Consider the following 22,348-nt stretch of genomic DNA (forward strand, 5'->3'; position numbering starts at 1 on the left):
TTCTCCTGACTGGCAATCGGCCTAGGCGTGCGCGGGCATCAGATCTGCGTAGCGCTCGCAGTGGTAATCGGCATCCCCCAGACTCGCCTGGGCTACCCGTATGCGTTTCAGAAACAGCCCCACGTCCAGCTCATCGGTTACGCCAATACCGCCGTGCATTTGCACCGCTTCATTGGCGACATTGAGGGCCATCTGCCCCGCTTTCCACTTCGCCAGACTGGCAAAGCGCTGGCGCTCGGCGGCGCTCAGACGGCTGTCGTCCAGCGCCGCAAGCCCGGCCATCACCGCACTGCGCGCCAGTTGTATCTGCACGTACAGCTCGGCAGAGCGATGCTGCAGTGACTGAAAGGAGCCGATCTTGACGTCAAACTGAACCCGGGTTTTCAGGTAGTCGAGGGTCATGGCGAAGAGCTTCTCGGCCATGCCCAGCATTTCGCCAGCCAGGCACACGCGGCCGCGGTCCAGGGCAATCTCGAGCGCCGGGCCTGCGGATCCGGGTTCACCCAGCAGCGCGTCATGCCCGACCTGGACCTGGTCCAGCTGCAGTCGCGCATGATTGCGCGAGTCGATCAGCGGCAGGGCCTGGACGCTCAGGCCCGGGGCATCAGCGGCCACCAGAAACAGACTAAGGCCCGCTCCTGCGCCCTTGGCGACCACCAGGTAGGCATCCGCACCCACGCCGTCGATGACAAAATATTTGTTGCCGCTCAAGCTGTAGCCGTTTGCATTCGGCACCGCCTGCAACGCCACGTTCGCCGGGTTGTGGCGTGAGCCTTCGTCCAGGGCCAGGGCCAGGCGGCGCTCGCCGCTGATAGACGCCGATAACCAGCGATCCTGTTGCCCGGCGTTACCCTGCAGGTGCAGCAACGAGCCGCTGAGCACCACGCTTGAAAGCAGCGGCGAGGCACTGAGGTTGCTGCCAATGGACTCAAATATCGGCCCCAGGCCCATGCAGCCGAAATCCAGGCCGCCGAGATTTTCCGGGAACGGAATCGCGCTCCAGCCCAGCGCCACAGCGTCCTGCCACAGTTGCGGGTCAAAACCGTTGATACCGCCCTCATCGCGCAGTGCGCGCTGGCGCGATACGGGGCTGCGCGCGGCCAGGAACTCTCGGGCGCTGTCGGCCAACAACCGGTGATCTTCGCTATAAACCAGGTTCATGCTGAGTTCCTTACTTCACGTCAGGCAGGCCAAGGACCCGCTTGGCGATAACATTGAGCTGGATTTCCGACGCACCGCCGGAAATCGTCAGGGCAAAGCTGTTTAACCAGCCGCGGGTGATGGCCTGTTCCTGGGGGCTGAAAGCGCCCTTGTCCCAGCCCAGAGCGTGATACCCCATCACGTCCAGCAACACCTCGAACTTGTCGCGTTCCTGTTCGGTGTGCACCAGTTTCATGATCGACATCAGCCCGCTGACGTCCTGCCCGGCACGGGCCTCCTGGCCCATGCGCTGGACTGTCAGGTTGTAGCTTTGCTCGTTCATGGCGCAGGCCACGGCACGGGCTGCAAGGGCCAACTCGCCCTGGCCGGATGGCTCGGGCAGGTACTCGTTGACCAGTGGCAGCAAGTGGAAATGCGTCGGCAGGCTGAACTCGCCGAATTTGGACATGGCTTTGCGTTCGTGTTGCAACAGGCGCTTGGCCAGGTTCCAGCCACCGTGCAACGGACCGATGAGCTGGCTTTTAGGCACTTTGACTGAGTCGAAAAACACCTGACAGAACGCCGATTTGCCGCTGATCAAATCAATGGGCGCAACGCTGACCCCGGGGCTCTTCATGTCCAGAACAATCAGGCTGATCCCCGTGTGCTTGCTGGCCGCAGGATCAGTGCGCACCAGGGCGTACATCCAGTCCGACTTGTCACCATAGGAGGTCCAGATCTTGCTGCCATCCACCACGAAGTGATCGCCGGCATCCCGGGCCGAGGTTTTCAGGCTCGCCAGATCCGAGCCGGCATTGGGCTCGGAAAAACCCTGACACCAGCGCACTTCGCCACGGGTCATCGGGGTCAGGAGGTTTTTCTTTTGTTCTTCAGTGCCGAATTCCAGCAATACCGGGCCGAGCATCCAGATGCCCAGATTGATTTGCGGCGGCCGGCATTTAAGACGGCGCAGCTCGCTTTCCAGCACCGCGTTGTATTCCTCGCTCAGCCCGGCGCCGCCATACGCCTGTGGCCAGTCCGGACAGAACCAGCCCTTGTCGCGCATGCGTTCGAACCACAGCCGGGCGTCGGCATCGGGAAACTCGACCTCGTTCGCACCCCACACCAGCTCGCCTTCAGGAATGGCTTTACGCTGCGAGGGCGGACAGTTGGCCTCAAGCCAGCTGCGGGTTTGCTCTCTGAACTGATCAATGGCGTTCATGGGTTTCACCTGTAAATGGTCACCTGCTGACACAACACCTGCAGGAACGAGCTATTTGTCGAGAACAGCTCGCTCCTGCGGTTAGGTGATGGGGGTCAGCGTTGGGTACGCGGCATGCCCAGGCCGAACTGGGCAATCAACTCGCGCTGAATCTCGTTGGTGCCGCCACCAAAGGTCAGGGTCACCGAGGCACGTACTTCGTACTCCAACTCGCCTTGCAACAACGACGCCGCCGAGCCGCCTTGAATCAGTCCGTTGGCCCCGACGATGTTGCTCAGCAGCCGCAGAATCTCGATCGCCGACTCCGAGCCGTAAACCTTGGTGGTCGACGCCAGCGCAACGTCCATGCGCTCACGCTCCAGGTCAGCGGCAATCCGCAGGTTGATCAGGCGCATGGCTTCGAGCCGCGCATAACATTGCGCCAGACCGGCCCGCACCCACGCTTTGTCGGTGGCGCGAACACCTTGCTCGTCGGCCTCACGGGCCCACATGAAGACCTTGCGAAACAGCCCTGCCACCTTGTCGGACCATGCCCCCAGGCCCAGCCGCTCATGGTTGAGCTGCGCCGTGATCAACTTCCAGCCACCGTGCAACTCGCCCACCAGCATGTCCCGGGGCACCTGCACGTTGTCGTAGTAAGTGGCGGCGGTCGGGTTGCTGGTGGTCGGGATCACAGTGGTCGTAAAACCTTCAGCCGCTGTGTCCAGAATCAGGATCGATACGCCCTTGTGCCGTGGGCGCTCAGGGTCGGTACGGGCCGCCAGCCAGATGTAATCGGCCGATTCGGCGCCCGAGGTCCAGAGCTTGGTGCCATTGACCACAAACTCGTCGCCTTGCAGCCGGGCGGTGGTTTTCAGCACCGCCAGGTCGCTGCCGGCATCCGGCTCGGAATAGCCGATGGCAAAAATGATTTCGCCCGCGGCGATGCCCGGCAAGAATTTGGCTTTTTGCAGCTCGGTACCGTGGGCCATCAGCGCCGGCCCCACGGTGCTGATGGTCACGAACGGCAGCGGCGCACCGGCAATATTGGCTTCTTCAAAGAAGATGAATTGCTCGGTAGGACCATAACCCTGGCCGCCGTGCTCCTTGGGCCAGCCCACCGCCAGCCAGCCGTCACGGCCCATCTGGCGGATGGTGTCGCGGTATAGCTCGCCGCCCTCTTTGCCGCGCAATTGTTCACGCAGCTGCGGGGTCATCAGGTTCTGGAAATAGTCCCGCACCTTGAGGCGCAGGGCGTGTTGTTCGGGTGTGAGGTCGACGAACATGTGAGCTCCTTAGGCCGTACCAAGAATCAGGCCGCTGGTGGGTACGCCGGTACCGGCGGTCACCAGCACGTTCTCCACGCTGTCGACCTGGTTGACCGCAGTGCCACGCACCTGGCGTACGGCTTCAGCCACGCCGTTCATGCCGTGGATGTAGGCCTCGCCCAATTGTCCGCCGTGGGTATTGATCGGAAACTTGCCGCCGCGGGCATGGTGCCCGGCGCGGATGAATTCCTTGGCTTCGCCGCGTTCGCACAGGCCGAACTCTTCGAGCTGGGGCAGTACAAACGGCGTGAAATGGTCGTAAATGATCGCCGTTTGCAGCGCCTCGGGCCCTAGACCCGACTGGCGATACAACTCTTTGGCAACCACGCCCATTTCCGGCAGGCCGGTAATGTCGTCGCGGTAGAACGAGGTCATGATTTGCTGGCCCGAGGTAATCCCCTGCGAACCGGCCTTGATCGTCACCGGCTTCTGGCGCAGGTCTTTGGCCCGCTCGGCCGAGGTGATCACCATGGCCACGGCACCGTCGGATTCCTGGCAGCAGTCGAGCAAATGCAGCGGCTCGCAAATCCAGCGTGAAGCCTGATGTTCTTCAAGGGTGATCGGCTTGCCGTAAAAGAATGCGGCCGGGTTGGTCGCGGCAAAATCACGTACCGCCACCGCAACCCGACCGAAGTCTTCGGAGGTGGCGCCATAGGTGTGCATGTAGCGCTGGGCAAACATGCCCACCCATGACGCCGGGGTGTGCAGGCCGTGGGGCATGTACCAGCCGTAGTTGACGTTTTCGAAAATCGGCGTCGAGGCGAAACCGTAGCTGCCGCTGCCGAAGCGATACCACGAACGCTCGTTCATGGCGCGGTACACCACCACAACCTTGGCCACACCGGTGGCCACGGCCATGGCCGCGTGCATGATCGGCGCACAGGCGGCCCCCCCGCCATGGGGCACCTGGGAGAAGAACTTGACGTCCTTGCAGCCCAGCAAGCGGGCGATTTCGTATTCAGGGACTTTATCCACCGAGTAAGAGCTGAAACCTTCAACTTCGGACGGGTCGATTCCGGCGTCTTTAAGGGCGGCCAGGGTCGCTTCAAGTGCCAGACGCAGCTCGGTGCGCCCTGAATTTTTCGAGAATTCGGTCGCACCCAGGCCAACAATGGCGGCGCTACCGGAAAGTGACGATTGCGTCATGTGTGCTGTCTCCCGCTATCAGGGCAGAACCAGCGTGACCGTACCGGTCACGTGGTTGCCCATCGAATTTTTGCCGCCAAGGGTTATTTCCACCGTGCGGGTGGCAGCATCCAGTCCGGTGACTGCGCCATTGAAGGTCATGCTGTCGCCGGGGTAATTCGGCGCGCCGAGCTTGATCTTCAGCGAGGCAAAACGCGCCTCGGGGCCCGCCCACTCTTCGACATAACGCTGCACCAGACCGTTGGTGGTAAGGATGTTCATAAAAATGTGCGGCGAGCCCAGGGCCTGGGCAGCGTTCAAATCATGGTGACCCGGGAAGTAGTCACGGGTGGCAATGGCGCCGCCGGTAACCAGACCCACGGTGATCGGGATCGCCAGGGCCGGCAAGGTTTCGCCGGGGCGCACATCGTCAAAGCGCTTGGTGTTCTGCAAGGTCATATTTCCATCCCAGCTTGTCGTTATGGCTCAGCCAGTCGCCGAGGCGTTCCAGGCATGCTGCCGATCCACCCAGGGCACAGCCCAAAGCGCGGCTCCAGTAGAGAAAGCGATGCATCGGGTACGTCAGATCGACGCCAATGCCGCCGTGTACGTGCTGGGCGTTGTGCCCGATCAGATGACCTGCTTCGCAGGCATGCCAGGCGGTGGCCAGGGCCTCGGACGGCGCGGGCAAGCCGGCATCCAGGCGATAGCACAACTGCCACAGATTGCTGCGCAACGCCTCAAGGGCGATGTGCGCGTTGGCCATGCTCATTTGCACCGCCTGAAAACTGCCGATGCTGCGTTCGAACTGACGTCGCTCGCTGACATACTCCACGGTGCGACGGATCTGCTCGGCGCTGACCCCCAGCTGCAATGCCGCCAGTGCCGCGATGCTGCGTGGTTCCAGCCAGTCCAGGGCGCAGGCCGGCAGCAACTGTTGCGAAGTGATAAACAGCCCGTCGATGGACAAGTCAGCCACCGCTTCGCCATGGGTCATACGGCCCGGCACATGGCTGATCGCCGCAGCGCCCAGCTCGACAAATGCCAGCCGCGGCTGACCCTCGACGCTCACCAGCAGCAACGCCGCCTGTGACTGTCCGGCCAGAGCCAGGCCGGCCACCCGACCGTCAAGGCTCCAGCCCTGGCCCTGCGCAGTGGCCTGTAATTGCAGGCCCCGCGCACCGCTCATGCCCCCAAGGTCGAGGGTCAACAAGACGCGACCGGCAGCCGCATCCGTGGCCCATGCCTGCAAGACCGGATCAGCCCAAGCGGCCAGGGTTGCTGCGGCCAGTTGATGGCGCCACAACGGCACTTGCCCCAGAGCCCTGCCCTGGGCCTCGAGCACCGTCAGCAACTCGGTCATGCCCAGCCCGCTGCCGCCATGGCTTTCAGGGATGGCCAGGGCCTGCAGCCCGGTCTCTGTGCACAGTTGCCACAGCGGCTCCATAAAGGCATGTTCGCTGGTGTCGAACTGACGCAAGCGGTCATCGGTGCAGTAGTCGGCAAATACGCTACCGGCCATTTCGGCGATAGCGTGTTGATCTTCGGTGAATTCGAAATCCATGCTCGCTCCTTACTCGGCTGCCGGTAAAGAAAGTGCCCGGAACAACGGCAACGTCAGTTCGCCGTCGAAGGTCTTGAACTCAAGTTGCAAGGGCATGCCGATGCTCAGTTCTTCGCGCTTGACTCCCACCAGTCCGGCCACCAGGCGTACGCCCTCTTCCAGCTCGATCAGGCCGATCGGGTTGGGATGGTCGAACGGCGCGACTTCGGGGTAATGCATGATCACGAACGAATACAGGCTGGCGCGGCCGCTGGCCTGCACGCTGTCCCAGTCGAACGAATGGCACTCGATGCATACCGGCGCCGGTGGATGGCGCAGGGTCTGGCACTGGGTACAGCGCTGGATCAACAACTTGCCCGCATCGCAGCCTTCCCAGAAAAACCGCGTGTCATCGCTCATGCCCGGCTTGGGGCGCTTGACCACAGGGGCGGTTTCAACTTTTGCCGCGGCCGCTTCAGCCGCCTTGGGGTTGGCCGGACGGAATTTGAATACCCGGAACAGCAACTCGCCGACTTCCTCGTCACCGCTTTTGTGCTCAACGAAGTAGCTCATCACCAGGGTGACAAAAAATCCGGTACCAAGACCGGTGGTTTTTTCGTCGCCCACCGAGTCCAGCCGGGTGGTGTAGTAGAGCTTTTCCCCCGGACGGACGTTGCGCTTGAACGTCAGTTCGGAGTTGACCGCCACCACCGAGCCATAGCCATACGACTCAATCAGCTTGAGCACTTCGTAGGGGTTTTCGGTGGTCGAGCCCGGTGCATAGTTGTTCAGGTGAAAGCCTTCCATGCACCACACCTGCAGCATTGCAGGCGGCGCCACCAGCCCGTCCTGCACGCTGTTGGCGGCAAACAGCGGGTCGGTATAAAGCGGGTTGTCCACGCCCATGATCTCGCACCACTGGCGGATCATCGGGGCGTTGACTTCGTCCCAGGCGTAGACGCGACCATATTCACGCCCCACCAGGGCGCGCACGTCGGTTAGCAATTGAGAATCAGCCAAGTTCGTCTCCTGCAAATTGAGAGCGGCAACCCACTGGCCGCCGCTGAAGGTCGATCAGTGAGCAGCGGTTTGCGCCGCACCCAAAAATGCCGGACGTTCGCCGCCGCCGTGCAGCAGCAGATTGCAGCCGCTGGCATACCCCGCCATGGGCGAGGCGATAAACAGACAGGCGTTACCGATGTCCTCGGGCAGCGCCATGCGCCCTGCCGGGATCCCGGCGCTGACTGCGGCAATGCCGTGTTCATCGCCGTAATGCAGATGCGCCTGCTCGGTGCGTACCAGCCCCGGGCTGACCGCCACCACGCGCACTTTGGGCGCCCACTCCACCGCCAGCGATTGCACCAGTGCCAGTATCCCGGCCTTGGCCGCGCCATAGGCCGCGGTCCCCGGGGAAGCGCGCAAGGCGCTGATACTGCCGATAAACACAATGCAACCGCCGCCATCCTGTTGCTGCATCAAGGCATTGGCCTGTTGCGCGACATTCAGCGGGGCGATCAGGTTGAGGCGGATAATGCCTTCGTGAAAACGTGGCGAAGCGCTGCCGGCATCGGCGGACGGACTGCCACCGGCGTTGTTGATGACCACATCGAGGCGACCGAAGTCGGCAGCAATCCCCGCAAACATGGCTTTAAGCGAATCCACATCACGCACGTCGCAAGCCATGAACAGCGCTTGCGCAGAACCTGCCTGCGGCAACGCCTCAGGTGCAGTCCTGCCGCACACGATCACCTGCGCCCCGGCCTCCAGAAAGCTGCGGGCAATGCCTGCACCGATGCCTTTGGTACCGCCGGTGACCAGCACCACTTTGCCGCTGTAGTCCAGCCCTGAGAGTTGGCCCATGACGAGCTCCTTTTTCTACTGATGGAGCCACTCTAGGGGCAATCCGGGGGCTGCTCGTCGTCTGAACGGACGATGAAGCGCCCTCTTGCGAACGCAACAATCCAGCGCACGCTGTGGTGACAGCCCCTGTTAATGAGGAACCCCATGTCAGACCCATCTGCCGCGCCGGTACTGCTTGAATTCCCGGCCCCGGGCGTCGCTTTGCTGCGGCTAAATCGCCCCCAGGCCACTAACGCCCTGAGCCTTGAGCTGCAAGCCTTGCTGTCACGCTATTTCACAGAGCTGGCCGAAAACCCCGAAGTGCGCTGCATCCTGCTGACTGGCGGCGACAAGGTGTTTGCTGCGGGCGGCGATATCAACAGCATGGCCGGTGTCGGCCCGATCGATATTTACCAGCGCCATACCGAGCGGGTCTGGGCCCCCATCCAGCACTGCCCCAAGCCGGTGATCGCGGCGGTGTGCGGTTACGCCTACGGCGGCGGCTGTGAACTGGCGATGCTGGCCGACATTATTGTGGCCGGGCGCAGCGCGAAATTTTGCCAGCCGGAAATCCGCATCGGGATCATGCCGGGAATCGGCGGCACCCAGCGTCTGGTGCGCGCCGTGGGCAAGGCCAAAGCCATGCGCATGGCATTGACCGGGCAGCCGATCACCGCCGAGGAAGCCTGGATCTCCGGGCTGGTCAGCGACCTCGTGGATGATGACCAGGTGCAGGCCCAGGCACTGAAGATGGCGACGTTGATCGCTGCGATGCCGCCACTGGCTGCCGAGCAAATCAAGGAAGTGATTCTGGCCGGGGTCGATGCCCCGCTGGAGACCGGCCTGGCCCTGGAGCGTAAAGCCAATGCGTTGCTGTTTGCTTCACGGGACCAGAAGGAAGGCATGCAGGCGTTTATTGAAAAACGTGCGGCGGTGTTTGAAGGCAAGTAAGGGCGCGCGCTCGCTTCGAAGACAATGCTGGCGATGATCCACGCAATCAGCCAGGTCGCTGCAGGAAACCCGCCGCAGTCTCATGAACTGCGGCAGGTTAGCCCGGCACGCACCAGCCGCTTTATTCCAGAGCGGCCCTAACGTCGTACATTCATGAAATTATTAAAGTAATTTGTCCTGAACGCTCCGCCTATGGTCCAGGCGACTTCGTCTGCAGCAACAGGAACCACATAATCAAAAAACGCCCTGTTGACCGGGTTCATCATAGTTCGAAAGCTGATACCTGCTGCATGCCTTCTGAATTCCGGGGTGAAGGTTCTCAAGCTTTCAGGATCGATCCCGTTGAGGTGCAAATCCACCGGCAGGTTTCTGGCCCGGCCATGGGTTGCGATTACCCTGACCTCACGGACATAAGATGGGTTGTTGGCGAACACAGGTAGATTGACACCGCCGCTGGTAAAGGTGTGACCGGGTACAGTATTGAGTGGCAAGGGTAATGTTGGCCTTGGATGTGCGCCTTGATAATAGGCTCGCACTTCGTTGAATGCCTCCATGCTGCTGATACTGTGGTGATAGGCCGAAACAGGAGCCGCACGGCTCAATGGGTCTGCTGATCCGGCAATGTCCATATGGCGAATTGCGCGCCATGCCTCGCCCTGATCCACGGCCTGGAAAGCCAGAGTTCGCAGGCTCAAGGGCTGGAATCTGCCGGGTGGAAACCCCTGGCCCCTGCCCCCTGCATGTTGCAGTTTGTACTGCCAGCTGCCCACGAACTTGCCGGCACTTTTGACTCCCTTGGCCGCAGCCCCGGCCATCGACGGGGCCGCCGAAGCCAGCCCGGTTGCCATCCCCACCCAGCCCAGAATCCGCCCGGCATTCTCATTGCCACTGGCCAGCAAGGCTATCGAGGCCACGTCCGCTGCCAGTGACACCACACTCAAGGTCGCGGTGGTGACGGCCGTTACATAGCTGGCGGTCAGCGCCGCCGTAGGCGCCGCCAACGCACCCAGGGAGGCCACGGTGCCGACCAGTGCCAGCGCGAGACCGGCCGCCGGTAACAGCCAGTCCAGCCACGAATGACCCGATGGATCGATGCGGTTGACCGGATCCCCGGCGCAGTAGGCATAGCCATTGAGGCCGCCTTCGCCGAAGGGGCTGAGGCTGTCACGGCTGTGAAAACGCATCAGTGCGGGGTTGTAGATGCGGTAATCACCCAGGAAATACCAGCCGCTGTCCTGTTCGCGCAAGGCGCCGGCGTAGCCCAGTCGGCTGGTGCCGGGCTGGCTCTGGCCGTAGGCGCCGTAGACCGGTGTATTGATCCCGTTATAGGCCTCAGTGGTTATCGAGCCCTGGGCATCGGTGCCCAGCAGCATCACTTCGCGCACTGCCGTTGCAAGACGGCTTTCAGCCACCGGGACGTCACCGGCCCGCACCCAGCGGGTCTGGGTGTCTTCACCCATCTCGCAGCTGAGCTGGCCGCCGGTGTGGTAACGCCAGCGCGGGCCATTAGTGTCCTCGGTCTTGATGATGTTGCCCGCCGGGCCGTAGTGCCAGCGGCGTTCGCCGGTAGGCAGGGTTACACCGATCAGTCGGCCCAGGGCGTCGTAGTGCAGTGGATTACCGCGCTCGTCGCGTTTGAGATTGCCCAGCGCGTCGTACTCCAGGGTTACCGGTGCCGGATAATCGGCGCGACTGTGGCTGACGCTGAGTAACTGGGTAAGGTCGGCGGGGTTATAGGTAAATGTACTGATATTGCTGGCGCTGGCGTCGGCAAACACCGTTTCCAGACGCAGGACGTTGTCGAGGGCGTCGTATTGAAAGTGCTGCTCGCGGTAGGTTTTGCCGTGGGCATCTTCGGGCAACGACGGGCCTGCAAGGCGATGGGCAATCATCCGTCCGCGATTGTCGTAGTCGAAGCTTTCACTACGGACCAGAACACCGTCACGGGTCAGTTCACGCTGGGTCAGCTTGCCGTCCTGGCGCCATTGCTGGGTCTGCACTTCTACATGCTGTGCATTCGGCGTTCGGGTAGAGGTTTCTCGGCGGGCCGGGCGGCCAAGGCTGTCGTAGCCAAGGGTTACGGTCATGTCCCGCGAGCCATCGTTTGATTGGGTTCGCTGCTGATGAATCCGCGACGCTGCATCGTAAGTAATGCTGATGCTCACATCGGGACCTTGCTGCACGCTCAAACGCCCGAATTCATCGTACTGGCAGCGTTGTTCGGCACCGTCGGCATCGGTCAGGCGCGTTACTGTGCCCGCCGGTGTGGTGCTTTGCTGTTGCGAGCGCGGCTGATCACCTTGCCAGGCGTAGTCGGCTTTGCTCAGTTGGCCGGACGGTGACCAGTGATCTTTTTGCAGACCCAGATTGCCTTGGGATTCCAGCAAACGGCCGCTTAGCGGATCGTATTTATTGAATACGCTGATCCCGGGCGCTTGCAGCGACAGCAACGCGCCGCCCAGTTCCGGTTGGTGTTCACTCTGCACCCGGGTACCGTCGGGCAGAACCTGGGTATGGGCGTGGATTTCTCCTTCGGCATATTCCCATTTGGAGACACCTTGCCCGACCTTTTCCCACACCAGTCGGCCCAGACCATCGTATTTACGCTCGCCCAGCAGGACTTCATTAGTGCCCAAAGACGGATGAGTGATCGATACCGTGGCCGGTAAATCACTGTCATGGCCTTGGGCATAGGTGCGCTTGATGACACTGCCGTCAGGCAGCGTGGTCGATACCAGCCGGTCAAGGACATCCCACTCTTGCAAGGTTGTGCGGCCCATGGCATCGGACTGGCTGATGCAGCGGCCAAGGCCGTCATAGCTCCAGCTAAGTTCGTGCTGAAGTACGCCATCGGCGCAATAGAGTTGTTCTTTAAGGGGGCGTCCATCGAGGCTATGGGTGGTCACGGTTCTGGCCCCGGCCACACCCTTGGCATCGGTCTGCCAACTGCTGCCGGTCAGGGCTACCGGGTCGGCCAGGGTGTGTTGGGTGACACCGTCCGCGCCGGTTTCAGTCAGCACATTGCCCCAGTCATCAAAAGTGCGTTCGGTGGTCAGGCTCAGGGCCGGGACGTCTTCGTTACCGGGATCGTAAGCCGTTTCACGGAATACTCGACCCAGCACGTCATATTCGGCGGTCCAGGCGGTATAGGTCTCACCGCTGTCGGTTTGTTTTTCACGGCGGATTTCCCGGGCCATGCCATCGAGCCAGACAGTTTCCTTACGTCCGGAAGCGCCGATTCGGGTCTGGCAGCGCTCGCTGGCCGACAACGAATAGGCCCAGTTGACCTCAGCCTCGAACGCCGAATCCGGGGCCGCGACTTCCTGAGTCACACGGCCCAGGGCATCGTGGGCAAAGGCCATGCGCAGCTGCTCGTCGGTCTGCTCGGTGACCATCAGGCCGGAGTACAAATCCTGCGACGATTGCGCAACAGTTGACTGGCCATCGTGACCTGTAATGGTGACCTTTTCCTGCAGGACTGCGCGCTCAAGTGCACGGGCGTTTGGGGCTTGGGTCAGGCTGTAGCTGTAAACCCGGGTAGTGCTTTTACCCTCTACCGTCTGGGTTTCGCTGAGCATGCGAGCGTGATGGGGCGAGGCCGGATCGTTAATGAAACTTTGAGTCGAGCGGCCCAGCTCACTAAATTTTTCACCTTCGACCAGCAGTAGCTGTTCCTCGCTGCTTTGAACAAAGGTAGGCAAGGCAAACCCCGGAGCATCCTGACGCACCGGTAGCGCCTGATAACGGTAGCGGGTCTGTTTGACCGGCCCTTCGGTGCCGGGTGGCGGGCTGACCGTACGACTTTTCAGACGGGCGATGCGGCCCAGAGGGTCGGCCGGGCAGTCGTCGCTCTCACCGGTTACCGGGTAGTACTCCGACTCTTCTACTCCACCCAGGGCATTGCGGTGCCACATCGGGTTACCCAGCTCGTCGTAGCGGGTTTCTTCCTCGGTAACAAGTTCTCGCAGCACCCGTTGGCCATCCAGCTGCGCCTTGCGGGTAATGACTTTATGCGGGAACTGGAAATACGGCAGTTGCCGGGCAATGGGCAGCCAGGGCTCATCGTAATAGGTGGTCTCGGTTTCCTGCAGGGTCTGGCCCTGCAAGGTGCGTTCACGGGTCAGCAGGTGGAAGCGGTTAAAGGTGCGGCTGATGGTTTGCAGGGGCGTGCCCCTAGCATCCATCAGGGTTTCGGTGGAGCCATAGAGAAAATCCCCGGCACCGGTCAGGTGGTAAAGGTTGTCTTCGCGATTACGCCACTGACGTACCGCCGGCCAACCAAAATAGTTGTTGCTGCCGTACAGGCCGTAGTCATAACGAACCAGCTGCACCGGCTGGCCGTCCCCCGGATCCTTGCGGGTCTGACTGACCACCGGCATCCGCGCAAACGGCGCCCCTGCAGGCAGGTTGAGGCCGTTGGCCTCGCTGTAAGTCACTTCCTCGGTGCTGCCGGTGGGCTGGGTGCATTTGTTCAGCAGCAACAGACCTGAATCACTGCGGGTGTATTCAAACTGCCAGCCATTATCGGGCAGGCCGTCCACCGTCACCCGGCGCAACTGCCCGGAGACCCGGTGAAAAGACATCACCACCTGTGCGGGGGTATCCGGCTGTAAGGTCAGATGGGTTGTCACGCCCTCGTAGGCCAGAGCCAGCACAGTGCGGCCTTGGGCATCACTGACTTTTTGCAGGTACGCCGCGTTGCCAACTGAACGCCAGTCAAAATTCAGGGCGCTGCCGTCGGCACCCACCAGGGTGCTGACCACCCACAGGCTGGCATGCCCCGGCAACGGCGCGAGTCGTTCACAAGTGCCCTCGTTATGCCGGACCCACATTTCCTGACGCTGAACGGTCACTGCGATTACCGGCAAACGCACATCCGGGAAACGCATGCTCTGGCCGACAATCTCACCGCGAAAGCGCTCGCCGGAATTGAGTTGCAGTTGCTGGCTGGCTCCATCCCAGGAAGTGGTGCCGAGCATCCAGCCCAGACCAAAGCCCTGATCGGCAGTCATCAACGGGCTATGGCTCAGGCGCAACTGGCTGATGGGCCCGCGCAAATCATTGGCGGCGCCGGTGGGCAGGGTTATCGAGGCAGAGAACGCACCGGTGCGCGCATCGACCCCGGCGCTGATGCTGCTCATAAAGTTGTAGGCCCCGGAATATACGTCGCCACTGCTAAGCAGGCTGGCGGCGGACTGGATATCGGGGGTGTGCTCAGATAAATCAGGCATGTTCGCTACTCCTTGGTTCGCTGAAAGGAGTCGCAAAATAGAATCTCTGACTTGAGGGTAACAATGAGCAAGGGCTGTAAGTGATGCCGCTACAGAAAGAAATGAGAGCCGGATCAGTTCCTCAACGACAGCAGAGTTCAGAACGCTGCACCCACACAAACTTTGAGAGTAATCCTATATAAGCACATTTCCTTACTCGCTAACTTACCAGGCTGCAGACTTGCTACATTGAACAGCAACCGTTCATTTATAGACTTGCCAATAACCCTATTGAAATTTGCCCATGGCATCCAATGAACGGCCACCTGCCACTCACCACAACTAAACAATGACCGATATATTACCCAGGGAGACGGGGATGGGCGGCATCATTTACAGGCATAAATTTGTTTTCATCAAGTCGATCAACCCTGCGGCGGAGCATGCCATTCTCTTCGCTCACGGAGGCATCAGACGCTCTCAGAAGGCCTATGCGACACCGGTGATTGTGCCTAAAGGAAGAAAACTGGTTTATTACGCCTACCACTCTGAAGATACAAACACCGACGTGGGGTGGCGCCTGCTATTGAATAACAGTACTTACAACCCCGCACGCGAACCTAAAAACATTAATCCTAAAGAATTCATCCACGCAGACAACACCACGTTTAACTACACACTGAGCAACGCATTCGAATCAGAGCTGGCATTACCCACTGCTCATCATGATGTAATCGGTGTCATCACAAGAACCTATATGCAAGAGGTTTTTGAAGCGATATCAATTTACCGGCCAGCCATTAAATATATTCACTGCATACATTGCAGGGCCGTTTACAGGCACCGTGGCAGTGAGCGACTGTATTTCGAACAACCTCAGATTTATGACGAGGTGGTTCGAAGTACTCAAACGCAAAAAGGGTATTACGACCGAGCCTGGGAGTACCTGTTCGGTTAATAAAAACCGATCGAAGGTTCTGCTGCCATGACCCGGACATGTATTTCTGCCAAAGCTGATTATTGACCCTGCGGTTTCAAGCGGGGGGACAGGCGCTTGGGAGCAGAGCGCAGGTGCTGTGGTGGTTAGCCCCAAACACCTGCCTGCCAACCGGCCCGGCAGTTGCACGCAACAGCGTAACGGGCAATCGAAATGCGGTTCCTAAACAATCAGGGACCGCAGCTCATTCTTCGCCACCTTGTTCGATGCATTGACCGGCAACGCCTCGTAGAACCTCACCATGCGCGGCACTTTGTAGTTGGCCATATGTTCCCGGGCCCACAGAATCAGACCCGCTTCGTCCAGCCGCTGTTCATGGCGCAGCACCACACAGGCACAGCCCACTTCGCCCATGCGCTCGTCCGGCACGCCAATCACCGCCACCTGGGCGATGGCCGGGTGTTCGATCAGGCCTGCTTCAATTTCCGCCGGGTAGCAGTTGAAACCCCCGACGATAAACATGTCCTTGAGGCGATCGGTGATGCGCAAGTTGCCCGCAGTATCCAGCTGGCCAATGTCGCCGGTGTGCAACCAGCCTTCACTGTCGATGGTTTCGGCAGTGGCCCGGGGATCTTCAAAGTAACCCTGCATCACGTGAAAACCTCGCAGGCAGATTTCTCCGGTATCCCCCGCTGCCAGGGCCCGGTTTTGCGGATCACGGATGCTCACTTCGGTGCCGGCAATGGCCCGCCCGCTGGTGCTGGCAATGGTCTGCGCCGGGTCATCCGGGTTGCAAATGGTGGCCAGGCCGCCGCACTCGGTGAGGCCGTAGGCCGTAGTGACCACCGCAAAGCCCAGTTCGCGACGCATCCGTTCGATCAGGCTCGGGGCAATGGTCGCCGCCCCTGTGACGGCAATGCGCAAGCTCGAGAGGTCGGTTTGCGCCAGTTTGGGGTGCGCCAGCATCGACAGATACAGGGTCGGCGGCCCCGGCAGTACGTTGATATTCTCGGCCGCAATGCGCTGGAAGACGGCTTCGGCGTCAAACACCGGGTGCGGCAAAATGGTTGCCCCGGCCAGCAGGCACGTCAACCAGCCCGCCTTGTAGCCGAAAGCATGGAAAAACGGGTTGATCACCAAATAACGGTCACCGGCCCGCAAACCAATCACCTTCACGTATTCGCTGAATGCCCGGATGTTCTGCCCGTGGGCACTCATTACCCCTTTGGGTTTACCGGTGGTGCCAGAGGTAAACAGCAGGTCGCTCAAATCATCGGCACTGACCCCGGCGGCCCGCTGCCTGGCGTCGGTTTCGCTGACGCCGGCCCCCGATGCCAGAAATTCATTCCAGGCCGGGGCATCTCCCAGCAGCACCAGCCCCTCAAGGCTGTCTGGGCGATGCGGGGCGAGCAAGGCCAGGTAGTCGGTGCCTAAAAACTTCGGCTGGACGAATAACAGCCGGCTGGAACTGCGCTGCAGAATATCCGCTGCCTCGTTGCCTTTCATCCGGGTGTTGACCGGCACCATTACCGCCCCTGCGCAATGAATGCCCAGTGCCGCAATGATCCAGTCCCGGCCATTGGGGGCCCAGATGGCCACCCGGTCACCCTTGCCGATGCCCCGGGCCATCAGGCTGCGGGTCACGGCCAGGGCCAGGCGCGGCAAATCGCGGTAGTCGGTGCACACGCCGTTTTCTTCAATGGCGGTACGTCCTGCGTGTTGCTGCGCGGCGCCAAGCAGTAACTCGGGAATAGTCGTAGGGCTGAAAGTCATCGATCACTCGTCCGGCTGATTATTCGGGGAAGCACACCCGCAGGTGTTCGCTGTTGGGCACGGACTGGCATGCCAGGACCCAGCCGTCATTGAGTTCCTGTTGGTCAAGGGCATCGTTGCGCAGCATCTCGACACTGCCCCGCTCCACGGTGCACATGCAGGTGGCGCAGGACCCCACCAGACAGGAACTGGGGGGTTTCAACCCGGCGCGCAGCATGGCATTGAGCACCGTTTCGCCTTCGGCGCAGGGCACTTCGAACTCCTCGCCATCCAGGCGCACCGAGAGCTGGCTGCCGATTACATCAGTGTTGACCGGGGCCGGGGCTGCGATGCTGCCCTCTTGCGGCAACGAAACAAAACGTTCGACGTGGATGCGCCCATGTTCCATGCCGATGTCATGCAAAGCACTGACAGCGGCATCCATGAACGGCCCCGGACCACAGATAAAGGCCTGGGCATGCACAAACGGCCTGGCCATTTGCGCCAGTTGCGCAACCGAAGGAATCCCTTGTACCGAGTCCAGCCAGTGGATCACCTGCAGGCGCTGCGGGTAGGCGCTGGCCAGGGCCTTGAGTTCGTCGGCAAAAATCACCGAGGCCTCGTCGCGGTTGGCATAGATCAGCAGGACCCGACCGCTGCCGGCGATCAACGCCGAACGCAAAATCGACAGCACCGGGGTTACCCCGCTACCGCCGCCAAACAACAGGAAATCATCATCGAAATGGCGCGGCACAAAGACCCCGGCCGGAACCAGCACCTGCAGTTGGTCGCCTTCGCGCAACTGCTGGCATAACCAGTTGGAAGCGCGACCGTCACGCACCTGCTTGATCGTGACCCGCAGCGGTTCATCCACCAGCGGCGTGCTCGACAACGAATAGCAGCGCGGCAACCAGCCGCCTTCAAACGGCACCCGCAGGGTCAGAAACTGGCCGCTCTTATAGGCAAACTGCTCGCGCAAGTCCTGGGGCACCTCAAACACCAGCGATCTGGAGTCCGCGGTTTCAGTGACGATTTGTGCCACGCGCAGAGAAATATAGGCAGGTGAATTCATATCAAATACTCATTACAAACTGGCCACTGTCGATCCGCAGTTCGATACCGTTGATTGCACGTGACTCGTCGCTGGCAAGAAACAGCACACTGGCAGCGACATCTTCAGGCAGGCACATGCGTCCCATGGGGTCGGCATCGATGGTCAGGCTCCAGGGGTCCAGGCCCGCCGGCAGGGTGGCCGTGGTCATGGGGGTGAGAATGCCGTCCGGGTGCAGGGAGTTGCAGCGGATGCGATATTTGCGACGCCGGCACATCACCGCCACGGTGCGCGACAGCGCTGCTACGGCACCTTTGGAGGCGCTATAGGCGGCGTAGTCATCACGCCCGGCCACACCGGCGATGGAGGACATATTGATGATCGAACCGCCGGCCCCCTGTTTCATCAGGCCAATGGCGGCGCGACACCCCAGAAATACGCTGTCGGAGTTGATCCGCTGCACCCGCTGCCAGTCGCTCAGGCTGGTGTTTTCAATGTCGCCCTTGAGCAGGATTCCGGCATTGTTGAACAGGATGTCCAGCTGGCCATGGCGCTGGCCAATGGTTTCGATGACCCGCGTCCACTGCGCTTCACAGGCCGCATCGTGCTCGATGAACAGCGCCTGGGGGCCGATTTCTTCAGCCAGGGCCAGGCCTGACGCCACATCGATATCACTGATCACCACGCGCGCGCCTTCGCGGGCCAGGAGCAGCGCGCTGGCCCTGCCCACGCCACTGGCGCCGCCAGTGATCAGGGCAACCTTGCCTTCAACTCGTGTGCTCATGCTGCAGTCCTTGTTGGATAGAAGTGCCGGTGGACGCCCGCTGGCCCGCCACCGGTTCATCGCGTTCGAGATCACTGCCAGCGGTGCTGGCCCGCCCTGCCCGGCGTCCCGAAAACACGCAGTCGGCAAGGGACAGGCCACTGATATACAGGTGTGAGGCCACGCCTATTGCGGTACGCCCGGCGCTGTACAACCCGGCAATCGGCTGGCTGTTGTCATCCAGCACCGCGCCCGTGTTTTCATCGACTTTAAGCCCGCCCAGGGTCAAGGCCCCCAGCGGAAATACCGGGTTGTCGACGCTGATATTGCAGGCGTAGAAGGGTCCTTTATCCAGCACCTGGCGACTGCCTTCAGACTTGCCGAAGGGGTCCGCCACTTCGCCCCGGGCAGCGGCGTTATACCCCCGCAGCGAGCTGCTCAATTCACCGGACTGCATGCCGCAGACCTGGGCCAGCCGGTCAGGGTTATCGCCCTTGCGCACCCGCAGCAGCATCAGGGCCAGTGCCGGCAGGCTCTGAAACCACCAGTAACCACCGAACAGGGCCTGGCGGATCGCCTGCTTGCGCAAGCGCGCATCCAGCACCAGCCATGCCTGACCGCCCTGCTCTTCGCACAACGGCTGGCCCAGGGTGGCGCCATAAACTTCCTCATTGCAGAAACGCTGCCCCTGGGCGTTGACCACAATCCCCTTGGGCCAGCAAAACGGCGGGTTGATAAAGCGCCAGGCCGATACCCGGCTCAGGCGTTCGCTTTTGCCCCCCACTGACTGTCCGAGGCGCAGGCCGCTACCATCGCAACCGGTGGCACCGACCTTGAAATTACGGCGGAATTTGGGGGCATGTTCACGGATCAAATCGCGATTGAAGATAAAACCGCCGGTGCTCAGAATCACTCCGCGCCGGGCCCGGACCAGCACAGGTTGCCCATGGTCACGTTCAAGGCGGCTGATCTTTTGCCGCAGGCGATCGCAATAACCGGGGGCAAAGTTTTGCCAGCGCTCGGCACGGGCTGCCAGACGCGCATGTACACGGGCTTCGCGGGTGCCCTCGGGCAAACGCCAAAGCTCGGCACCCAGCACGCGCCCGTTGTCATCCACCACCAGGCGGCGCGCCGCCGATTGCAACAAGGGTTGTACCCCGGCGCGCAGGCAGGCGGCTTGCAAATGGCCATAGAGCACGGCACCGCATTGCCCCTTGCCAACGGTGCGATGCCCGCGGGGTGCCGCGGGGTGCTCGCCACTATGGGACGGCACCAGTTCGTTGCCGGAGTAATACAGAAAATAGCCATCGGCCGGATATGAGGTTTTGCCACCCGGTGGCAGGCTGTGGGCATAGCGTGCGCCATGGCTTTCGAGCCAGCGCAGGTTGTCGGCACTGTCATCGCAAAACTTGCGCAGGGTGTCGTCGCTGATCACGCCCCGGGTTTCGTGCTTGAGGTAGTCAAACATCGCTTGCGGGGTATCGCTGAACCCGGCGTCCTGCTGTTGGCGGGTACCGCCACCGGCATACACCACCCCGCCACTTTTGGCGCTGGCACCGCCGCCGGTAAAACGGTCGGCAACAATCACTTCAGCCCCCTGGCTGCGCGCTTCCAGCGCAGCACAGGCACCGGCGGCGCCCCAACCGATAACCAGGACATCGCAGCTGTAGTCCCAGCCCCGGCCATCCAGGCGGTCGGCCTGTAACGGGGCCAGGATTTTGGTATTGCTGCCGGAACGGGGCCGGCTCATGACAGCGCCTCGGCGATGGCGCCCGCCGCCACCGGTACGTTGCTGCTGGCAATATGGTTGGCGGCGATATAGCCAAAGGTCATGGCCGGGCCAAGGGTGCCGCCGGCACCGGGGTAGCTGGTACCCATGACCGAAGCGGAGCAGTTGCCAATGGCATACAGGCCGCTGATGGGCTGGCCGTCTTCACGTACCACCTGGGCGTAGCGGTTAGTCAGCAATCCGCCCTTGGTGCCAATGTCTCCGGCATCCAGGCGCATGGCGTAATACGGACCTTTGCGCAGCGGCGCCAGGCACGGATTGGGCTTGATATTGCTGTCACCGTAGTAACGGTCAAACACATTGGCGCCGCGCTCGAAGTCAAGGTCGACACCGGTTTTTGCGTATTCATTGACCTTGTTTACGGTGCTGGTCAAGCCGGCACCATCAACGCCAATCTGCAAGGCCAGTTGCTCAAGGCTGTCGGCCTTCCAGTACAGGGTATTGAGCCATTCTTTGCGCAGACGGCTGTCTGGCATCACCTGGGCCGGCATCAGCGGGCCCATGGCGTAATGGAAACGGAAATGGCCATCAAAGATCACCCATGACGGCACCGTGCGGCCGCCGGTTTTCTGGTTGTCCTTGTACATGGCATCAACGAATTCAAGATACGGCGCAGCTTCGTTCACAAAGCGATGGCCCAGGCTGTTGACCACAATGGCCCCCGGAAACGCACGCTCGGCAAACACGCCGCGGGGTTTTTCTTCACCGGGCACGGCAATGGTCGGCGCCCACCACGCCCAGTCCATCAACGCCGTGGCCGCGCCGATATTGAGCCCCGCTTCCAGTGCGGCCCCGGTGTTGTTGCCCGGTGGCGTGGCACTCCAGCCGGCCTTGGTGGGTTGCGGCAGGAATTTTTCCCGCAGGGTCTGATTCTGCTCGAAACCACCCGAGCCAAAGATCACCCCACGCCGGGCCTTGAGTTCGAGAATCTTGCCCCCCGTGGCGACCTTGATCCCGCAAACGCGATCACCGTCCAGCAGCACGTCCTGGAAATCGGTGTTGAGCCACAACGGCACATTGCGATCCATCAGCGAGCGGCGCAGGGACGCCACCAGGGAACTGCCCAGTGCCGCACGACGGTCGTACTTGCTCTTGCGCCGCCACTTGAAGTCCATCTTGTAGCGGGCCATCAGCCTGAAGATCAGCCATTGCCAACCGAAGCTGCGGGCCATGGCCTTGTGTGCATCGCGGGCAGTCCAGGCAATACGCCCCATCAGCAGGGTCGAGGGCGAAGGCTTGCGCAGGTTGGGCAGTTCTTCTTCGAGCAAACTGGTGTCGAACAGCTCGGGGTCAAGGGTCCGCCCGCCCGGCAAGGCGCCGGGCAGTTGCGGGTAATAATCCGGATATTTGTCGGCCACGGCATAGCGCACCCGGCTATTGGCGGTGAGCTTTTTGATCATCGGCGCAGCGTTATCCAGATACGCCTGCAGGCGCACCGGATCGCCGTGTTCGCCGGTAGCGGCCTTGAGGTATTGCATTGACAGCTCAGCGCTGTCCCGCCCGCCGATGGCAGCGAAGTAATGGTTGTTCGGAATCCAGATACCGCCGCCGGAAATTGCCGATGTACCGCCGTATTTGTCGCTCTTCTCGACAATCAGAACTGAAAGGCCCTGATCGGCAGCAAACAGGGCCGAGGTCATCGCCCCCGCACCGGAGCCGACCACGATTACGTCATAGCTGGACTGAGACTGAACTTGAGCCGTCATTATTGTTATGCCA

16 protein-coding genes are annotated in these 22,348 nt (G+C 61.3%); 2 read left to right on the forward strand and 14 right to left on the reverse strand.

Features of this window, described 5'->3' with window-relative positions; translation table 11 throughout:
* Positions 1–21: 21 nt before the first annotated feature.
* The 8 genes from WG29040_RS02740 to WG29040_RS02775 form a co-directional block, all read right to left on the reverse strand.
* Positions 22–1,161 (reverse strand): acyl-CoA dehydrogenase family protein, encoded by a 1,140-nt coding sequence (locus WG29040_RS02740; protein WP_127195621.1) that lies wholly within the window; start codon positions 1,159–1,161, stop codon positions 22–24.
* 10 nt (positions 1,162–1,171) lie between these two features.
* The gene (locus tag WG29040_RS02745; RefSeq protein WP_010656629.1) at positions 1,172–2,362 is read right to left on the reverse strand and encodes an acyl-CoA dehydrogenase family protein; all 1,191 of its coding nucleotides are present in this window, start codon (positions 2,360–2,362) and stop codon (positions 1,172–1,174) included.
* Positions 2,363–2,457: 95 nt separating this feature from the next.
* Positions 2,458–3,627, reverse strand: a complete 1,170-nt coding sequence (locus WG29040_RS02750; protein WP_003445092.1) for an acyl-CoA dehydrogenase family protein — start codon at positions 3,625–3,627, stop codon at positions 2,458–2,460.
* Positions 3,628–3,636: 9 nt separating this feature from the next.
* On the reverse strand, positions 3,637–4,815 hold the full coding sequence (locus WG29040_RS02755) for a lipid-transfer protein (protein WP_003445091.1): 1,179 nt from the start codon (positions 4,813–4,815) through the stop codon (positions 3,637–3,639).
* An 18-nt stretch (positions 4,816–4,833) separates the two neighbouring features.
* The gene (locus WG29040_RS02760) at positions 4,834–5,253 is read right to left on the reverse strand and encodes a MaoC family dehydratase (RefSeq protein ID WP_003445078.1); all 420 of its coding nucleotides are present in this window, start codon (positions 5,251–5,253) and stop codon (positions 4,834–4,836) included.
* The gene (locus WG29040_RS02765; RefSeq protein ID WP_127195622.1) at positions 5,225–6,358 is read right to left on the reverse strand and encodes an acyl-CoA dehydrogenase family protein; all 1,134 of its coding nucleotides are present in this window, start codon (positions 6,356–6,358) and stop codon (positions 5,225–5,227) included. The genes WG29040_RS02760 and WG29040_RS02765 overlap by 29 nt, the downstream gene beginning before the upstream one ends.
* 9 nt (positions 6,359–6,367) lie before the next feature.
* Positions 6,368–7,357 carry a bifunctional MaoC family dehydratase N-terminal/OB-fold nucleic acid binding domain-containing protein gene (locus tag WG29040_RS02770; RefSeq protein WP_127195623.1) on the reverse strand — a complete coding sequence of 330 codons (990 nt, stop codon included), beginning with the start codon at positions 7,355–7,357 and terminating at the stop codon, positions 6,368–6,370.
* 54 nt (positions 7,358–7,411) lie between these two features.
* The gene (locus WG29040_RS02775) at positions 7,412–8,197 is read right to left on the reverse strand and encodes an SDR family oxidoreductase (RefSeq protein WP_003445071.1); all 786 of its coding nucleotides are present in this window, start codon (positions 8,195–8,197) and stop codon (positions 7,412–7,414) included.
* A 144-nt stretch (positions 8,198–8,341) separates the two neighbouring features.
* Here WG29040_RS02775 and WG29040_RS02780 point away from each other — a divergent pair, with 144 nt between their 5' ends.
* Positions 8,342–9,127 carry an enoyl-CoA hydratase gene (locus WG29040_RS02780; RefSeq protein WP_003445069.1) on the forward strand — a complete coding sequence of 262 codons (786 nt, stop codon included), beginning with the start codon at positions 8,342–8,344 and terminating at the stop codon, positions 9,125–9,127.
* Between the two features lie 137 nt (positions 9,128–9,264).
* Here the strand turns inward: WG29040_RS02780 and WG29040_RS02785 are convergent, their stop codons facing one another.
* Positions 9,265–14,358 (reverse strand): RHS repeat-associated core domain-containing protein, encoded by a 5,094-nt coding sequence (locus tag WG29040_RS02785; protein ID WP_127195624.1) that lies wholly within the window; start codon positions 14,356–14,358, stop codon positions 9,265–9,267.
* Positions 14,359–14,716: 358 nt separating this feature from the next.
* Between WG29040_RS02785 and WG29040_RS02790 the strand changes: the two genes are divergently transcribed.
* The gene (locus WG29040_RS02790; RefSeq protein ID WP_127195625.1) at positions 14,717–15,295 is read left to right on the forward strand and encodes a putative adhesin; all 579 of its coding nucleotides are present in this window, start codon (positions 14,717–14,719) and stop codon (positions 15,293–15,295) included.
* A 201-nt stretch (positions 15,296–15,496) separates the two neighbouring features.
* On the opposite strand, the gene WG29040_RS02795 is transcribed toward WG29040_RS02790, so the two are convergent.
* The 5 genes from WG29040_RS02795 to WG29040_RS02815 are packed head-to-tail and all read right to left on the reverse strand — an operon-like array spanning position 15,497 to position 22,335.
* Positions 15,497–17,047, reverse strand: coding sequence for a FadD3 family acyl-CoA ligase (locus WG29040_RS02795; protein WP_127195626.1), 1,551 nt, complete (start codon positions 17,045–17,047; stop codon positions 15,497–15,499).
* A gap of 19 nt (positions 17,048–17,066) precedes the next feature.
* Positions 17,067–18,098, reverse strand: coding sequence for a ferredoxin--NADP reductase (locus WG29040_RS02800; RefSeq protein ID WP_010657404.1), 1,032 nt, complete (start codon positions 18,096–18,098; stop codon positions 17,067–17,069).
* 1 nt (position 18,099) lies between these two features.
* Complete coding sequence (locus tag WG29040_RS02805; RefSeq protein ID WP_003447740.1) at positions 18,100–18,861, reverse strand: SDR family oxidoreductase; 762 nt, start codon at positions 18,859–18,861, stop codon at positions 18,100–18,102.
* Positions 18,845–20,590 carry an FAD-binding protein gene (locus WG29040_RS02810; RefSeq protein WP_010657406.1) on the reverse strand — a complete coding sequence of 582 codons (1,746 nt, stop codon included), beginning with the start codon at positions 20,588–20,590 and terminating at the stop codon, positions 18,845–18,847. Before WG29040_RS02810 ends, WG29040_RS02805 begins: the two co-directional genes overlap by 17 nt.
* Positions 20,587–22,335: an FAD-binding protein gene (locus WG29040_RS02815; protein WP_003447744.1), complete on the reverse strand. Its 1,749-nt coding sequence runs from the start codon at positions 22,333–22,335 to the stop codon at positions 20,587–20,589. Before WG29040_RS02815 ends, WG29040_RS02810 begins: the two co-directional genes overlap by 4 nt.
* Positions 22,336–22,348 lie beyond the last annotated feature (13 nt).

The organism is Pseudomonas sp. PAMC 29040 (genome assembly GCF_003994535.1).
In the GTDB taxonomy this organism is placed as follows: Bacteria; Pseudomonadota; Gammaproteobacteria; order Pseudomonadales; family Pseudomonadaceae; genus Aquipseudomonas; species Aquipseudomonas paraversuta.

What these genes read in the sequence shown, in the direction of transcription:
- WG29040_RS02815 (WP_003447744.1), bottom strand. Translation starts at nt 22,335, where the DNA reads ATGACGGCTCAAGTTCAGTCTCAGTCCAGCTATGACGTAATCGTGGTC.
- WG29040_RS02810 (WP_010657406.1), bottom strand. Translation starts at nt 20,590, where the DNA reads ATGAGCCGGCCCCGTTCCGGCAGCAATACCAAAATCCTGGCCCCGTTA.
- WG29040_RS02755 (WP_003445091.1), bottom strand. Translation starts at nt 4,815, where the DNA reads ATGACGCAATCGTCACTTTCCGGTAGCGCCGCCATTGTTGGCCTGGGT.
- WG29040_RS02790 (WP_127195625.1), top strand. Translation starts at nt 14,717, where the DNA reads ATGGGCGGCATCATTTACAGGCATAAATTTGTTTTCATCAAGTCGATC.
- WG29040_RS02740 (WP_127195621.1), bottom strand. Translation starts at nt 1,161, where the DNA reads ATGAACCTGGTTTATAGCGAAGATCACCGGTTGTTGGCCGACAGCGCC.
- WG29040_RS02775 (WP_003445071.1), bottom strand. Translation starts at nt 8,197, where the DNA reads ATGGGCCAACTCTCAGGGCTGGACTACAGCGGCAAAGTGGTGCTGGTC.
- WG29040_RS02780 (WP_003445069.1), top strand. Translation starts at nt 8,342, where the DNA reads ATGTCAGACCCATCTGCCGCGCCGGTACTGCTTGAATTCCCGGCCCCG.
- WG29040_RS02760 (WP_003445078.1), bottom strand. Translation starts at nt 5,253, where the DNA reads ATGACCTTGCAGAACACCAAGCGCTTTGACGATGTGCGCCCCGGCGAA.
- WG29040_RS02805 (WP_003447740.1), bottom strand. Translation starts at nt 18,861, where the DNA reads ATGAGCACACGAGTTGAAGGCAAGGTTGCCCTGATCACTGGCGGCGCC.
- WG29040_RS02750 (WP_003445092.1), bottom strand. Translation starts at nt 3,627, where the DNA reads ATGTTCGTCGACCTCACACCCGAACAACACGCCCTGCGCCTCAAGGTG.
- WG29040_RS02765 (WP_127195622.1), bottom strand. Translation starts at nt 6,358, where the DNA reads ATGGATTTCGAATTCACCGAAGATCAACACGCTATCGCCGAAATGGCC.
- WG29040_RS02795 (WP_127195626.1), bottom strand. Translation starts at nt 17,047, where the DNA reads ATGACTTTCAGCCCTACGACTATTCCCGAGTTACTGCTTGGCGCCGCG.
- WG29040_RS02785 (WP_127195624.1), bottom strand. Translation starts at nt 14,358, where the DNA reads ATGCCTGATTTATCTGAGCACACCCCCGATATCCAGTCCGCCGCCAGC.
- WG29040_RS02800 (WP_010657404.1), bottom strand. Translation starts at nt 18,098, where the DNA reads ATGAATTCACCTGCCTATATTTCTCTGCGCGTGGCACAAATCGTCACT.
- WG29040_RS02745 (WP_010656629.1), bottom strand. Translation starts at nt 2,362, where the DNA reads ATGAACGCCATTGATCAGTTCAGAGAGCAAACCCGCAGCTGGCTTGAG.